The organism is Nostoc sp. UHCC 0302 (genome assembly GCF_038096175.1).
Lineage (GTDB): Bacteria > Cyanobacteriota > Cyanobacteriia > Cyanobacteriales > Nostocaceae > UHCC-0302.
This window is the reverse complement of the sequence record NZ_CP151099.1, coordinates 6375942-6392381: the sequence shown is the minus strand read 5'-3', so window position 1 is coordinate 6392381 and position 16440 is coordinate 6375942. Positions and strand designations below refer to the sequence as shown.

General features: G+C 38.5%; 15 protein-coding genes. 6 read left to right on the top strand and 9 right to left on the bottom strand.

Going from position 1 to position 16440, the window contains the following annotated elements; genetic code table 11:
* Positions 1-189: 189 nt before the first annotated feature.
* Entirely contained in the window at positions 190-1674 is a 1485-nt protein-coding gene (locus tag WKK05_RS27580) for an esterase-like activity of phytase family protein (RefSeq protein ID WP_341526215.1), read from the top strand.
* 49 nt (positions 1675-1723) lie between these two features.
* Here WKK05_RS27580 and WKK05_RS27575 read toward each other — a convergent pair whose 3' ends face one another.
* Positions 1724-2368, bottom strand: a complete 645-nt coding sequence (locus tag WKK05_RS27575) for a DUF3318 domain-containing protein (protein WP_341526213.1) — start codon at positions 2366-2368, stop codon at positions 1724-1726.
* Positions 2369-2445: 77 nt separating this feature from the next.
* Positions 2446-3003: a hypothetical protein gene (locus tag WKK05_RS27570; protein ID WP_341526212.1), complete on the bottom strand. Its 558-nt coding sequence runs from the start codon at positions 3001-3003 to the stop codon at positions 2446-2448.
* Positions 3004-3562: 559 nt separating this feature from the next.
* On the opposite strand from WKK05_RS27570, the gene WKK05_RS27565 reads away from it, so the two are divergent.
* From WKK05_RS27565 to WKK05_RS27550, 4 genes are all read left to right on the top strand, one after another.
* A complete protein-coding gene (locus tag WKK05_RS27565; protein ID WP_341526211.1) occupies positions 3563-4630 on the top strand; it encodes an amino acid ABC transporter substrate-binding protein in 1068 nt (355 codons plus the stop codon).
* 65 nt (positions 4631-4695) lie between these two features.
* Positions 4696-5622: an ABC transporter permease subunit gene (locus WKK05_RS27560; protein ID WP_341526210.1), complete on the top strand. Its 927-nt coding sequence runs from the start codon at positions 4696-4698 to the stop codon at positions 5620-5622.
* A gap of 62 nt (positions 5623-5684) precedes the next feature.
* Positions 5685-6836: an amino acid ABC transporter permease gene (locus WKK05_RS27555; protein WP_341526209.1), complete on the top strand. Its 1152-nt coding sequence runs from the start codon at positions 5685-5687 to the stop codon at positions 6834-6836.
* Positions 6837-6877: 41 nt separating this feature from the next.
* Positions 6878-7618, top strand: coding sequence for an amino acid ABC transporter ATP-binding protein (locus WKK05_RS27550; protein ID WP_341526208.1), 741 nt, complete (start codon positions 6878-6880; stop codon positions 7616-7618).
* Positions 7619-7741: 123 nt separating this feature from the next.
* Here the strand turns inward: WKK05_RS27550 and WKK05_RS27545 are convergent, their stop codons facing one another.
* Both WKK05_RS27545 and WKK05_RS27540 read right to left on the bottom strand, forming a co-directional pair.
* Positions 7742-8329, bottom strand: a complete 588-nt coding sequence (locus WKK05_RS27545; protein WP_341526207.1) for a methyltransferase domain-containing protein — start codon at positions 8327-8329, stop codon at positions 7742-7744.
* Positions 8330-8356: 27 nt separating this feature from the next.
* Positions 8357-9411, bottom strand: a protein-coding gene (locus WKK05_RS27540) for an IS630 family transposase (RefSeq protein WP_341525019.1) whose coding sequence is annotated in 2 segments (ribosomal slippage) — positions 8357-9016 and positions 9019-9411 — 1053 coding nt in all. Because the reading frame shifts where the segments join, the coding sequence is not laid out codon by codon here.
* Between the two features lie 543 nt (positions 9412-9954).
* On the opposite strand from WKK05_RS27540, the gene WKK05_RS27535 reads away from it, so the two are divergent.
* The gene (locus tag WKK05_RS27535; protein WP_341526206.1) at positions 9955-10839 is read left to right on the top strand and encodes a hypothetical protein; all 885 of its coding nucleotides are present in this window, start codon (positions 9955-9957) and stop codon (positions 10837-10839) included.
* 420 nt (positions 10840-11259) lie between these two features.
* On the opposite strand, the gene WKK05_RS27530 is transcribed toward WKK05_RS27535, so the two are convergent.
* The 5 genes from WKK05_RS27530 to WKK05_RS27510 all read right to left on the bottom strand — a co-directional run bounded on the left by WKK05_RS27530 (position 11260) and on the right by WKK05_RS27510 (position 16440).
* Positions 11260-12297 (bottom strand): Npun_R2821/Npun_R2822 family protein, encoded by a 1038-nt coding sequence (locus WKK05_RS27530; protein ID WP_341526205.1) that lies wholly within the window; start codon positions 12295-12297, stop codon positions 11260-11262.
* Positions 12298-12322: 25 nt separating this feature from the next.
* Complete coding sequence (locus WKK05_RS27525) at positions 12323-13213, bottom strand: Npun_R2821/Npun_R2822 family protein (RefSeq protein WP_341526204.1); 891 nt, start codon at positions 13211-13213, stop codon at positions 12323-12325.
* Positions 13214-13216: 3 nt separating this feature from the next.
* Positions 13217-14194: an Npun_R2821/Npun_R2822 family protein gene (locus tag WKK05_RS27520; protein WP_341526203.1), complete on the bottom strand. Its 978-nt coding sequence runs from the start codon at positions 14192-14194 to the stop codon at positions 13217-13219.
* Between the two features lie 3 nt (positions 14195-14197).
* The gene (locus WKK05_RS27515; protein ID WP_341526202.1) at positions 14198-15157 is read right to left on the bottom strand and encodes a glycosyltransferase family 10; all 960 of its coding nucleotides are present in this window, start codon (positions 15155-15157) and stop codon (positions 14198-14200) included.
* 71 nt (positions 15158-15228) lie between these two features.
* A complete protein-coding gene (locus tag WKK05_RS27510) occupies positions 15229-16440 on the bottom strand; it encodes a glycosyltransferase family 4 protein (RefSeq protein ID WP_341526201.1) in 1212 nt (403 codons plus the stop codon).

Sequence of the window (16440 nt, the reverse complement as noted above, 5' to 3'; positions counted from 1 at the left end):
TAGAGGTATTGTCAACGCCTCCTTTTAGGCATTTGCTTATGGGGTTTAATTTGAGTTTGACAAAGATAAAATCAAGAGAAACCAAGATTTTATGAAAATTTGAAGTCAAATTAAACACATTAATTTCTGGTTAACTTTTTCTTAATACGGAAGTCTAATGCTGAAAAAATTGATTGTTCGGACTGAGACATGATTCAAGCACAGCATTGGCTTTCTGTATTAAGCTGTTCGTTTTTGGCTGTTGTAGTTAGTATTACTGGATCTGTAAATTCTGCTAAGGCTATTTCCCTCACCAATTCCATAACTATACCTGGTGAAAGTACAGACTTGTATTCATTGGGTGGTAATAGCGCTAACAATAATCGTTTAGGTGGTTTTTTCTCGGATCTCTACTACGATCGCTACAATAATGTGTACTACGGTCTTGTAGATCGTGGCCCAGGTGGCGGCGTTATTTCCTACAATACGCGGGTACAAAAGTTTTCTCTGAATGTGGACTCAAACACGGGTGCAATTAGTAATTTCAAGCTACTGGATACTATTCTTTTCACTAAAAATGGTGAAAACTTTAGTGGGTTGAACCCTAGTAAACTCAACGGCAATGCTGGAGTTTTGGGGCTGAGTTTTGACCCAGAAGGATTTGCGATCGCCCCTAATGGCAATTTCTATGTTTCTGATGAATATGGGCCGTCTGTGTACGAATTTAGTGCCACTGGTTCCTTCCTCAGAGCATTAACCACTCCAGAAAATTTGATTCCCAAAGCTGGCAACGATATCAACTATGTCGATGGTCGCCCAACTATTACCAGCGGTCGCCAAGATAACCGCGGTTTTGAAGGAGTAACTCTGAGTCCAGATGGCAGCAAATTATTTGCAATGCTGCAAGACTCCTTAGTTAACGAGGGTTCACCAGATGGGCGGCGCAGCCCTAATTTGAGAATAGTAGAATTTGACACAAAAACAGGTCAAAGTACAGCTCAATATATTTATCAGTTAGAAAGTTTAGCTGATATCAATGCGCGTGTTCCTGAAGATACTTTTGGCGCAAATTCTCAAGGACGGAATATTGGTATTAGTGCTATTACGGCTTTGAATGACAAAGAATTTTTAGTATTGGAGCGAGATAATCGGGGTGTTGGTGTAGAAGATGTTACTAGTAAGAATTCTGTTGCTAGTAAGCGCGTCTACAAAATTGATCTGACAGGTGCAATTAATGTTAGTGGTATTAGCTTGGCAGGTACGAATAACCTACCTGTAGGAGTTACACCTGTAAGTAAGTCTACATCCCCGTTTATTGATATAGCTGAACTGCTAGAACAAAGTGGACAAAGCATCCCAGAGAAGTTGGAAGGTTTAGCGATCGGCCCTCAACTTGCTGATGGTTCCTATGCAATTCTAGTGGGTACGGATAACGACTTTAGTGTGACTCAGAATGATAGTGATGTGCAGTTTGATGTTTGTTCAGGTGGCACTCAAGTATCAATTGATAGCGCTTGTCCTGCCGGACAGAGTTTGATTCCCACTTATCTTTATGCTTTTAAAGCTACTAGTGAAGAATTGAAGGGATTTGTCCCGCCAGTAAAAGTACCAGAACCAACGGCAACTGCTGGACTCGTACTGCTTGGTTTGAGTGCATTCTGGCTGAAGCGGCAGTTCAAGCTAAATGAAAAGTAACTAAATATTTTTGGAGTGGGCGTTGCCCACCCAATTTACTTTCTGATATCTACAGTCCGCCTTCATCTATCGGTCTAGATTTAGCTTTTGCTTTGTTGGCACTGCGTTTAAGTGCAGAGAGCCGTGCTTCGTATTTAGAGCGTTGGCGCTTGCTTGGAGTGTTGTCGATTAGAGTTTTTAAGGCACTACCCAAACTCTTGTAGGCATTGGGGAGGCTGTAACCAAAACGAGTTGCTAGGGCGATCGCTTTTTCATCGGCATCGACCAATTCTACGAGTTGTTTGCCACCATTATTTTTTTGATATAATCGCCAGCCTGAGATGCCACACAGTGCCAAAGCTAACACCAGCAGCAATCCATCTTGTACCCACAACTCACCGACAGCACCACCTAAACCAATCGCTAGTGCTGCCATTTCCCAACCATCTTTCGGGATTGTGTCATTCTGCACGCGGGCTACTTCATGCCAGAACAGCAGATTACGCTGATCCATCGCGAGGGCATCCCATTTCACCAAGTCAATTTGAATTTCTACTTGGTCTTTACCAATTTCTTCGCTGCGGATCAGGGGTGGATTAACCTCAGTTGTGCCTTCAACCGTGACCCAGCTCTGCAATTCTGGCGGTAGTAGGCCTTTTAACCGCCTGAGTTCGCTCATTTCCGCTTTGGCAGAGGAGGTTGCATAGGATGTCATAAAATCCAGCCCCAGAAAAGTTCAGTATATTGTGAAGGTATCACTTAGGAGTATAGCTATTTCAGGGATGATCCGTCTCACTCGCTAGGAAAACTTCCCCGCTTCTTGCGTGCTTCCATTGCCTTCTCTAGCAATTCTAGTAATCCTGGAGCCTCTTCTTGAATACTGAGCAATAATCTTTCGCCAAGTTCTACGTTACCTGGATCAAGACCTGTTTTCATCACTTCTTTCAAGCGAGGTAACGCTATACCATCAACAATCTGAATTAATCCACTTAGGCAACGGTGAAATTGTTTTTCTGTGAGAATCGAGTCTTCTAGGGGAAACTCAATAATGGCACGGATTTCACCATCAGATGGGTCATACTCCCATTGCAGCATTTTGGTTTCCCAAGAAATGGCAAGCATTGTCTGTAAGATAGCTCCTTTATGAGGATGGTCTTGAACTCCCACCAGAACTTGAGGGGCAAATACCCGAAAAAATCTTCCATCTTCATCTAGTTGGACAACTATTAAGAAATCTTCTAAGTTGTCAGCTTCCACACCTGTTATAATACGGTCTTCTTCATCATCTATACGGTAGTCCCAACCAAGGTTATCTAGGTACTTGGTAATCTGTTTCAGATTAGCTCCCATAAAAGCCTCATAAGGAATGGTGGAGCAGCTGTTATCAGACCTAGTTTAACCTGCTAGGGGTTGTTGCTTGGGTTGGTGTCGCTACTTATGGTCACCTAGAAGTATGCAATAAAGCTAGGATGAAAATAGGAAGTTCGGCATTGGGCATGAAAAACATGAACAATATATTTTTATTCTGTGTTGTGAACGATAATTTATTGGTGTCTCTACTAATTAGTAAGAGAAACTATTAAGTGTTGCCAATAATTTATTTAGATGGGAAAAACACTAGATAATTTCCCAAATTTTAATATTACCTTCTAGGTTTGATCCATAGATTGCTATATAAAGCATAGAAAGAATATTTAATATCATATCCAGAAAATCCAGCCAAGTAGAAATAATTTCTATAAGCTCACAAGACTTTTGAGAAAATAAGTAAAAATCTCAACCACCGCTTTAATAGAGAAAAATATAACACAGAGGCTGATAAAGTTTTATATTACAAGGTTCAAATTGTTTTTACTAAATCCTTGTAGTGAGCAATACATTTTCTGTTTTTGAGTATCTATTGAAGTTTATGCGAAAATCATCTTTAATTTTAGCGATCGCACCTTTCATATTTGCCATCAGCGCTTGTAGTGGAGAGTCAGCACAAACAGCAAACTCAGCCAGTACTCCAGCGACACAAGCAACTCGAAATCGCTGGGATACAGTCAAAAACCGTGGTCAGCTAATTTGCGGTGTCAGTGGTGAAGTTCCAGGATTTAGCTTTGTAGGAACTGACGGTAAATATAGTGGTATTGATGTAGATGTCTGTCGCGCCGTCGCAGCTGCTTTGTTTGATAACCCAGATGCTGTAGAATTTCGTAATCTCAATGCAAAAGAGCGGTTTACCGCCTTGCAAACTGGAGAAGTAGACCTTCTCAGTCGCAACACTACCTGGACACTTGGTCGCGACACTTCACAAGGTCTTGAATTTGCACCCGTCGTCTTTTATGACGGTCAAGCCATAATGGTTCGCAAAAATAGCAATATTAAGTCCCTAGCAGAGCTGAAAGACAAAGCTATTTGTGTTCAAACTGGTACTACCACTGAACAAAATTTGGCTGACCAAATGCGAAAACGGGGCATTACCTACAAACCTGTTGTCTTTGAAGACGTTAATGTTACCTTTGCCACCTATAGTCAAGGACGTTGCGACGCCATTACAGCTGATCGTTCAGCATTGGTTTCTCGGCGCACGACTCTACCCAAATCAGAAGATAACGTGATTCTTAATGAAGTAATTTCTTCGGAACCGCTAGCGCCAGCAGTTTCTAAAGGAGACACTAAGTGGGGTGACACTGTCAAATGGGTAGTATATTCGCTGGTAAAAGCTGAGGAGTTGGGCATTAATTCTCAGAATGTGGGTCAATTCGCCACTAGTAATGACCCAGACATTAAGCGCTTCTTAGGAACAGAAGGTAACCTTGGTCAGGGTCTTGGCTTAACAAACGATTTTGCAGCAAGAGTAATTAAGCACGTCGGTAACTATGCTGAGATTTACGATCGCAACCTCGGCCCCAAAACAAAACTTAATCTAGCTCGCGGTCAAAATCAACTCTGGAACAAAGGCGGACTGCTTTATTCTCCACCATTTCGGTAAATGAGGAAGATGGAGATGAAGATCAAAGAAATAACCAATGCCCAATGCCCTATGCCCAATGACCAATGACAAATTCAAAACCACCTATATGGCGTGATAATCGCTTTTGGCGCATTGCTGGGCAATTAATTGCGGTATTTTTAGTAGCAGTTGTAATAACCATATTGTGGGGTAATCTCAACCGCAATTTACAGCGGTTGGGCATTCAGTTTGGATTTGATTTTCTCCAACAGCAAGCATCTTTCGATATTGGCGAAACGCCTATTAACTACAAACCGACTGACACCTATAGCCGCGCCTTGTGGGTGGGGCTAATTAACTCTTTGCGGGTGGCAGTCGCAGGAATTGTTCTTACAACAATTGTCGGAATAAGTGCTGGGATTGCTCGGCTATCTGATAATTGGTTAGTGCGAAATATTGCTATGGTTTACGTTGAGGTTTTCCGCAATACGCCCTTACTGCTGCAATTACTATTTTGGTACTTTGCCGTTTTCTTAAGTGTTCCTAAGACAGAAAATAAAATTTCCATTTTGGGCTTTTTATCCCTGAGTCAAAATGGCTTAGAACTTCCTTGGTTTACCTTGTCTCCAGAGTTTTCATCTCTACTTTTAGGCTTGACTTTTTACACAGGTGCATTTATCGCAGAAATTGTTCGAGGTGGGATTAAATCAGTACCCAAAGGACAATGGGAAGCAGCGCGATCGCTAGGCTTAAAACCAAGTTTGGTTATGCGGTTGGTGATTTTTCCCCAAGCTTTACGGGTAATCATTCCACCTTTGACAAGTCAGTATCTCAATTTAACTAAAAATTCGAGTTTAGCAATCGCGATCGGCTACCCCGATGTTTATTTTGTCGCCTCCACTACCTTTAATCAAACGGGGAGAGCTGTAGAGGTGATGTTACTGATTATGATCACCTATCTCACCCTAAGTTTGACTATTTCTCTAATTATGAATTTGTTCAATCGCACCGTGCAAATTCAGGAAAGATAGACGAAAGAAGGGGATAAAGGTGAGTAAGGGACAAATAACAAATGAAAAATGAAAAATGAAAAATGACAAATCCTCAATTATTGTGGCTGCGTAAAAATCTGTTTAGTACTTGGTACAACAGCTTGTTAACTGTTGTCTGCTTGGTACTACTTTTTTGGGTATTGCGGGGAGTCTTAATTTGGGCAATTACTCAAGCACAGTGGCAGGTAATTCAGGTTAATTTACGTTTATTTTTAGTGGGAAGGTTTCCCCAAACTCTATACTGGCGGGCTTGGATTGTATTGGTGATCGCTTCAACTTTGGGCGCTATAACTGTAGGTGCATTTTCTGTAAACCAAGAGTTTAAAAAGCTTTATCTTGCTCTATTTACTTTCATAGTCAGCGCCCTGCTGGTTATTTTACCGTTGGATTTGACATCTCGTGTTTGGCTACTATTAATTGCGGTTTTAATATTTGCAGGCTTTTGGGTTGGGAGAACTTTTACTAAAGTAATAACCCCTTGGCTTTCTCTATTATGGTTGTTATCTTTCCCAATTATTTTATGGTTAATTGGCGGGGGATTTGGCTTACAATCTGTACCTACTAATTTATGGAATGGTTTGCTACTTACTCTACTAATGGCAGCAGTTAGTATTGTCCTTTCTTTTCCAATTGGGGTTTTATTGGCTTTAGGACGTACGAGTAATTTACCCGTAGTTCGGTGGCTCTCTATTCTTTACATTGAAATTATTCGAGGATTGCCACTGATTGGGATTTTATTCCTCGCTCAGGTAATGCTGCCTTTATTTTTGTCAGCCGACGTACGTTTAGATAGAGTAGTGCGTGCGATCGCTGGATTAGTTTTATTTAGTGCTGCTTACATGGCAGAAAATGTACGCGGTGGACTTCAAGCAATCCCACGCGGACAAATTGAAGCCGCTAAAGCGTTGGGATTAAATACTGCCTTAGTGATTATATTAATTATCTTACCTCAAGCTTTGCGTGCGGTTATTCCTGCAATTGTTGGTCAGTTTATCGGTTTATTTAAAGATACTTCACTATTATCTTTAGTAGGATTAGTAGAACTTACAGGTATTGCCCGTTCTATCCTGGCGCAGCCGCAGTTTATTGGTCGCTATGCTGAAGTTTATCTATTTATTGGCTTAATTTACTGGGTATTTTGTTACTCCATGTCGTTAGCATCTCGGCGATTAGAAAGACAATTAAGTAATTAAAGGTTTAACTTTTTAAATTAATATTTATAAGGTAGAATACCATGACAGAACAAACACCAATAATTATTGCTGAAGATGTTCACAAGTGGTATGGAAAATTCCACGCTCTTCAAGGTGTGAGCTTACAAGTAAATCGTGGAGAAGTAGTAGTCTTAATGGGGCCTTCTGGTTCAGGAAAATCTACATTTATCCGCACATTTAATGCTTTAGAAGAATATCAACAAGGAAGGATAATTATTGATGGTATTACTCTGAGTTATGACTTGCGGAATATTGAGGCAATTCGGCGAGAAGTAGGAATGGTATTTCAGCAGTTCAATTTATTTCCCCATTTGACAGTACTGCAAAATATCTCTTTGGCTCCAATTTGGGTGCGTCGTTTCTCAAAAATCAAAGCTGAAGAATTAGCAATACAATTACTAGAAAGAGTGGGAATTTTAGAACAAGCACAAAAATATCCAGGACAGTTGTCTGGGGGACAACAGCAACGGGTAGCGATCGCACGTGCTTTAGCTATGCAACCCAAAATTATGCTGTTTGACGAACCCACCTCAGCCTTAGATCCAGAAATGGTAAGAGAAGTTTTGGATGTAATGCGAGGTCTTGCCCGTGATGGTATGACAATGGTAGTCGTCACCCACGAAGTCGGATTCGCTCGTGAAGTCGCCGACCGAGTTATTCTCATGGATAGTGGTTCTCTTGTGGAATCAGCCACCCCTAGCGCCTTTTTTAGCAATCCCAAAGAAGAAAGAACACGCAAGTTTCTATCGCAAATTCTTTAGTAAAAATTTTTATAAACCTCTGCGCTACTTTGCGATTAACTTTGCGCTCCCACCGTTCGCGTAGCGTCTCGGAGAAGTTATGATGGGCGGAAGCCGCCGCTCATACTTCTCTCTGCATTTAACTCATACTTTTTGCCCTACAACTTCGCACCAAGCTTGTGCAAAAAACCCATCTGGATGCTGACTCAATTCTCGTAAAGCGCGACTCATAGCTGTAATTGTCTGCTCATCAGTCCAACCTTTTTCAACAGCTTGCTCAATATTTTGTGAAGTCTCAATTCGCAGTGCTAAATATTCTGTAATCAAACTCAACGGTTCATAGCATTCATAAGAAGCTGAAGCATTGATATTAGTAAACCCAGCTTTTCTTAACAATGCTCGTAACTCTCTACCCACGTAAAGATTACCAGAATTCTGCTGTTGAATCCACTTGTAATAGGACATTACCTTTTCTAGTTCTGGTGTGGTAGGTGTAATCAAAAATCCACCCCAGTCAGGACTACGAAGACCAATAATTCCTCCTGGTTTCAAAACTCTTGACAGTTCTTGTAATGCCTTCACAGGTTCCTGAAGATGTTCAAATAGCGCATGAGAAAAGATAGCGTCAAACGAGTTATCTGGAAAAGGTAGAGCATAAATATTAGCCTCCAGAAAATTAGCATTGCTCACAGCTTGAGTTACAGCATTTTCCGCAGCTAAGTAGGTAGGCACCGAAATTTTCTACTATGTAACAAAATCTTAAGTTGATAATCTAGAGCTAAATTTTACACGATGTGTGTTGTGATTGTTTTTTTTTCCTCTAGCTTGAACACCATTGATGACGGCGTAAGCGAGATCTAGCTCATCATCAAATGCTTGCCCGGATAACTCATCTTTCTTGAGATGTTGCCATTCCAATTCAATTGGATTCATTTCTGAGCAATATTTCGGGAGAAAAAAGATGTACAAACCCTGACTTTCCCATTTTTTCCACAATTGTTGAACTTCTTGGCAGCGATGTATTGGCCCGTTATCTTGCACAATCACGCTGATACGTCCAGTTTCTTGGGCTTGTTTGGCTTCTTTCTCCATCATTTCTATATAAGATTTACGGTCAACACCACCGATAACTAAACCGTAAACAAAACTGATTAAAGGTTGGAGAAGCCCGATAATACTTAATCTGCGACCACGGCGTTTAGTCTGTTCTAACCGTTTTTGCTCACCTCTAAAGTAATATGTATAACTAGGTTCGCTCCACATACAGAACCCTGACTCGTCTAGGTATTTCAGGTCTATTTCACCAGTGGCAGCAGCTAATTCCAACATGTCTAGGTCTGCTTGCTTGTTTGCTCGTGCTACTGGGTCTTGTTTTCCTTTATGGCTTTTCCTTGTCCGTTTCCAATCGACCCCCTTTTTTTGAGTACCCGTCTTAATCTGTCGGCACTCATCTCAACGTTGCGTTCTGTTTTCAACTTCAAAGCTAACTGAGAACTATTGTATGTGCGTGGCTCGTTTCTGAGGCATTCTTCTAAAAATATCATGTCATCCTCAAGCCACTTTGGTTTCCCCCCTCGCCCAGGAGATTCCCAAAGCCCTTCTGTGCCCAGTTTTTGCCATTGATGCAAAACTTTTGTGACTGTTTTTTTGTGACAATCAAAGTGATCTGCTATCTTCTCTACATACCAACCATGTGCATTTAGCCTGATTATTTCCGCCCTGTCTTTGACTTTCTGTGGTACATCCTGTTTTCTCAGATTTAGTAAAGTTTGGTCTTGCTCAGGAGTCAGAAATACCCTTAAACGCGCACCCATACACCAACTACCTTGTAGATGCATTATCAGTCTTTACATATCTTAACATAGCTGACTTTTTTGGCACCTACCTACTTAATATAACTGTTCCCTGGGAATAAAGCGAATTTATTTCCAGTGAACAGTGATGCTTTTTTCAAAAATCTATTCACAAATAAATTTGCTATAGGGACGTACATCTGTAAGCCCCTACTTTTATATCTGTAGCAGGGATTTAAGGAAAGGATAGACCTATTAATTCAATTAAAAAATATTTATATTACTAACCCTATCAGACTTAGATAAATTGTTTAGCTCCCATAGGTAGGTGAAAGAGAATTATATAGTAGAAACGTCAGAATTTGGGTCTCTTCAAATGCGATATTAAATAATTTTTCCTCAGAATTTTTTATTAGTAAGAATTACGTAATCTCACTGTACTGAGAAGCATAATATATATGTGAAAATAATATTGTTTGGAAACTAGTAAAGCTCTTTTGCTATTATTTTTTCCTAATATTTCCAGCTAAAATTTTATGCTTAAAAAAAATATTTAAGAGAGTTATGAATCAAGAAGTACAGAGTTTTTGCTTTTGTAGCTTAGCTTTAGGCAAGAGATATCGTTCTCATGCATTTCTATTAGCTCAAGATATTGAACAACATTCACCAGGAACTTCTTTAATAATATTAACAGATAAACCGCAGGAATTTTTTAAATATCCTAATGTTTTAGCATTTAAGCATCGACAACAAAGCCTTGGTTGTTACCATGACAAAAGGTTTGTCATTGCTAAAGCATTATCCCTTTTTGACACCTGCATATTTGTCGATGCAGATATCAGAATATTAGCTAAGTTACCAGAAAAAATAACATGGCTGCCCGGTATAACAGCCAGAAGTTGTGCAAGTTTTGTAAAACATAATCAAGTTTATATTGATTCAGTAAATGATTTGCACAAACCAAAGAGAATTAAAGACTTAGAAATTCTTAGCAAAATAGCACAAAATTTGGAGTTGGACTTAGAAGATACTAATCTCCAGTTTGTAATGGAAATGTTATTTGTAGTCACAAGGCAAGATGACCGAGAAACAGAATTTATCAAATATTGGGAAATGATCGCACTTTACTGTGAATTAAACGGTTTTTATGGTGCGGAAGGCTATGTAATAGGATTAGCTGCTGCTAAAGCAGGATTGCCAGTTAGATGGGGTGCTATGGAAAATATTATTTATTTCAAGGATTGGGTAGAAAGACAGAAAATAAAAAGAGGACAAGCCAATCCAGATGCAACACTGATATATTTTCAACAGCATGAAGCGATTGAATATCAAAAAAATTCAATTTTCCAAAAATTGGTACGTAAAATAAATAAACGCATTGGCTACTACTATCGCGCATTGTCCTTAAGACTTACAACTTTGAAGAATTATAAATTTTATTACCGCTAATAGGATGTATATTAAAGTATTAAATATTTTTTATTTACTCTAATAAGCTGAAAGCAGTAGAAAATTTACTCAAATAAAAATTTGTTTATAATAATTTTATTAGTAATTTTCAAGAATCATACTCGCAAGACAAAGAATAATTTAAATTTACTGCTAAAGAATATCCTAACTTAAAATCCGCCGTATTTATTAAAGAATAAGTAACTAATGAAGCAACTATGTATGATATCTCTAGAAAATATTGTGTTATTGCTGGTGGTTGAAAAAAAAGGCGGAGAACTTTCTTACATACAAAATTTGCTCAATAAGCTGATGTAACCCATAGCAATTTTAAAACATTCATAAATAACAAGATACCCGACTTCTTTAAGAAGTCGGGTATCTGAGTATTGCCATTTTAAAAAACTCACTTTATTGGCTTTATCTACTAATTTTATCTTTAAAATTGCGATAGTTAAGCTTAATATTATTGACTTTTTGGTTGATAAAACTTGTCGTAGACTTTTGTAGACGCATTAGGGGATTCTGATGATTAAAGCTTTGAGGTCTTTGTTCTGGTGACTTTAAATAACGATAATGCAAAAACACATCTCGGTATGGAATACTAACATCTTCAGCAGCGCAAAGTTTAGTAAAGCTTGATGAACTAATACTCATATAGTGTAGATATGTCAGCCGCCGTCCTTGGTCATAAAGAACATTATCTATTACGTCAAAATTAGAACTCCAATGATTACCAGTTGCTTTTTGTCCTCCATGATAAGCAAAGTTATAATATGAAATTCTACTCCTTAGTACTAAGTAGTTAAATAAAGATTGATCAGGTGCAACAAAAGCCATTGCATCAACTTCACCAGTGTTTAACTTCTCAAAAATATTTCCTAAAAACTCTTGAGAAAAAATATGTTTTTTAGTAGCAAACCACCCAGCACAAAATATTTTAGATTGCAAGTTTTCTTCTGGAAAAACTTGTTGTATAAGCTCTGGCGAACCATCAAAAATATATTTTAAATCAGACTTATACTGAAAATCATTGACTACCCAATCATGACTATCTAACTTTTCATATATATAATCTATTTCCCCCATTAATAGTGTATCTGCATCAAAATAAATAAATTTATCAAAGGGGCCATCCAAAGCACAAAATTTGCGGTGCATTGGTAACTCATAAAGTTCCGAAAAGCCCCACTCTCGCCAATTTTTTTGCGCTCTGGGATAATTTTTCCATACCTGAGTGGCAAAATTATCCCAATAGGCTATGGAATCAGTGTCTTCAAATAAAGTGACATTATCTCTAGATGCAATCTCTGCTCGCACTTTGTCTAGCCGATCATTATAGGGAATTATACAAATCGGAATTTTCCTCCCAGCATTAACTTCTATACTATTGAGTAATGCAATTAATTGGTCATAGACTACATCATTGGCTAGGATGTAAATGCCATTGGTCATCATAATACTCCTAATATTAGTACTATATTTATGTGCGGGCAGCCACAAAAGGAAACAAGCGGCGAGTCAATTTTGGGATAAAGGCAAATTTACCTTCATGGAGATAACGATAGTGTTCCCACAATTGCCAATAGGGACTACCAGTTTTAATCCGTGTGCCAGCCCAGTGTAGATATTTGAGTCGCTGTCCTCGGTCATAAAGAGCGTAATCTTGCTGTTGAAAATTTCGTGAACCTGCCCAACTACCAGGCCCTCCCCCAGGAATTTTGACAAGATTGCCACGTTTAGCAATTAATTTCAGAACAAGATAATTCAGGATAGGTTGGTCTGTTACTCCTTCAGAAAAATCGAAATATTCGCGATGCATAGCACACTCACGCAAAGTTTCATCCATCTGTTGCTCCGTAATAGCTCCTTTTCTAGAAGCCCAAAAACCGCTGTTGAAAACATCTTTAAGTTGTACATCTGTAAAAATTTGCTGCTCTTTCACTAGTGGAGAAAAGATATTTCGCAACTGATCATTTGCATAATGATAATCGCAACAGAAAAAATCAATTTCTGAGAGTTTATCTAAATTGCCGGCAATTTTTTCAAAAACAACAATATCAGTATCAATATAAATAAACTCATCTAAAGGGCCAAACCAAGCCACCAGCTTACGCATTTTATTGGGTAAGGCTAAGAAATCTCTATCAAAAATCTCCCCAATACGGTTAGTAAATTTATTAATAAGTTCTAGTTCTGGAAAAATTTGTACATTGTGTAATGTGGCAAGTTGATTTGCTACTTTTTGATAATTGTCGTTAAATGGTATCAGATAAACTGTAACTTCTGGATCATAAAAACGAATGCTATTGAGCAAAGCGATCGCATTATCGATAACGTGATCATTAGCAACTATATAAATTCCTCGGCTCATATATTATCCTTGGTTAATTAACTTTAATTTTCGCAGAGCTTTGGTGAGCATATTTGGTGGAGGAGCATCATAACGCTGAGGAGGTTTTTTAAAGACTGGTCTCTTATCAGGTTCATGAATATAACGGTAGTAGAGAAATAAATCTCGATAAGGAAACTCAATATTTTCTCCAGCACATACTGCTTGGTTGATATGAGGAGGAACACCAATGTAATGGAGATAAGTTAGCCGATTACCTTTATCATAGAGAATATGTTCTCGCTCCTCGAAGTGCTTTGAAGTTGCGGAACAACCTGTTTTTTCACTATCTGGTAATTCCTGAGCAAAGTTATAAATAGCAAGATTAGACCTCATTACCATGTAATTAAGCAACGGTTGTTCACCAGCACCATCATACAAAATTTCCGTCTCACCACTTTGCAAACGAGATATCAACCAATCTCTTCGCTCTGTGTTAAAAATTCCTCGTTTTGCTCCATAGAAACCTGAACAAAATATTTCTGTATCAATACGTTTTTGCTCGAAAATATCTAATAATTTAGGAGAGTTTATATTATATATTTTGCTAACATCTTTAAATTGAAAATCGTAGACAATAAAATCATAATTGTCTAATTTTTCAAATACTGATGCAAGTGAGTTCATAACCACTGTGTCTGCATCTAAATAGATAAATTTATCGAAGGGAGCATCAAAGGCGCAAAAACGTCGATGAGCGCCATAAAGACGGTGTTTACTACGATTTAATCGTTCTGGGGCTGCTGCCAGCATAAATTGATCCCAGCGATTGATTGATTCTTGATCGTCGTAAATAAATACATTCGGGCGCTTAGCTATTTCATTAGTAATACGCTGTGTCTGGTCATCAAAAGGATAGATGCAGACAGGAGTTTGTGAACCTAAGATAACATCAATACTGTTGAGCAAAGCTACCAGTTGATCGAAAACATAATCATTAGCAAGAGTACAAATACCATTCATAATTTATGAGTGTTGATCAACAAAGTTTGATAACCAGTTTAGTAGATTTAACTTGTGTAAGATGATCTGACGCGCTTCTGCGATCGCATCTTTGGCAGCATACCAAGCATCAGGAGTAGCTGTCACTTCTTGGATGTAAGCGATGCCTTTTTCATCTAAGCTAGGCAATCTTAAAAAACTCCCAGGTGGCAATAATCTATCAGCAGCTGGCCCACCATAATAAATTGGCAAACACCAAGCAAGCAGTGCATCCCAAAGTTTCTCACTTACATACCAATTATTATCAGCATAGTTTTCAATCGACAGATTGTAATAATAGGGAGCCATCCCATACCACTTATTACCTAATTCTCCCGAAGTTTTCGCCCATGCAGGTAAATTGCGTCCATACAAATCAAACTTAATGCTGCTAGATTGTAAGGATTGTAAAAAATTCAACCGTTGACGATGGTTAACGGTGCGGCTAACTCCAGAAGTAATCCAGCTACATGGGGCAACCTTTTGAGGACATGGCATTTCGTTTAAATCCTGAAAGGAATTTGAGTGATACCAAATAGCAGGCATATAATCAGGAGTGGGAGCAAAATCATCAGGCCCAGAAACGTACCCACAATACTGCTGGGCTTGTTGATAATTATGTTGAGTGATGCCGACAATTTCGTCTAAAGGCGGTTCTCTTAGTAAATAAATAATCTGTTTTTTATCAACACCACGAAGTAAAGAATCGATATTTGCTGTTGATTTATTCTGCTGTTTGCGAAACTGATATAACCAAGAGTTTTTTGGCGATTCTTGAGGAAAATCAAACTGATACATCAGCAGAAAATCTGGTTGATTGGCTGTTGCTAACATTTGCATATTGCCCCAAATACCAAATTGATTTTGAGTCTGTTGCCACAGCCAATCGGCTCTTTCTTCAAGTCCTCCATAGCTGCTAATCATACCTACAGTTTTTATAGTCATTTTATTTTGGTTATTTGTTATTTTTCACTTTTAATTAAGTTCTAGTGATTAGCTTTTCGCTGTATTCTCACTTATGTAATAAGTAAGGGACGTAGAGATTCCTCAACGTAACTGAGAATTTTTGCTGCTCGATTTTCCCAAGAAAATTGCTTGACAAACTCGATACTATCTGAATAACCCTCTATTTTTCTGGGATGAGTTTCTAAAACTTGCTTTAGACATTCAGCAAATTTGTGGGAGTTATCTGGTTCACACCAAGCAGCGATCGCTCGCGTATCCTTAAACTCAATTAATGATGGAATTTCTGTGGCTACAATGGGAGTTCCAGAAGCGAAGTAATCAAACAGCTTCAGTGGAGATGTGAAAGTTGCTGCTTTACCTGAACAATGGGGATGAGCTAAAATATCTGCTGCTTGTAGCAAAGATGCTAACTCATGATGTAAGACATAGCCCAAAAATGTAATATTTTGAACCTGCTTCTCTTTTGTTAATTGCTGATAGTGTTCGACTTCTGGTGGCTTACCTCCTGCACAAACAAATTGCACATTTGGCATTTTAATAGCAACATCAATTAGTACATCAATCCCTTTAAATTGTTGTAGCGCTCCCGCATATACTACTAAATACGAACGTTCATTACTGAGCAATTTCTGGCGCCATTCTGCTGCTTTTTCTGGCTGTCTTTGCATAAATAAGCGGTTGAAACCATTGTGCAGCCTAATCACTTTATCTTCTGGCATACCATTTGCAATCATAGTTTCGCGGATACTATCTACAACTGTGACAGCAATTTGCAACAGGGGATTATTGACAATTTCTAACTCAAATGGTTTATCTTCATGGTGATGGTGTTCATAAATTGCGGGAACACCATTTTTAATAGCAGCTTTTACAAAATTCCAGTTGCGACTATGGACAAGTTTGGTAGTCGGAAGTATATGGAAAGGTAAATAATATTTACTAGCAATAGTGTTAGAGTCGGTGAATTTGCTCCGAAAATTGTCAATTGGCCAAGGCATTGGTAAGGGAACAACTTTTAATTTGTCATGAAGATTATAATATTTAACAAGTTCTGTTGGTGTTTCTCTAGGTTGAAAAGGACGAGCTAGATTAGCTGGTTTAATAGCCTTTAATCCTTTCTGAAGGTATACCAAAACTGTTGAGTATCCTAAATTAGCGGCTGCATTAGCTGCATTAGTAGACTGTACTAAATGAGCCTCTGGCTGGGGTAACTCTTCACCAATGAAAAAAATATAATGTTTTTTTAAATCAAGATTTTTCAT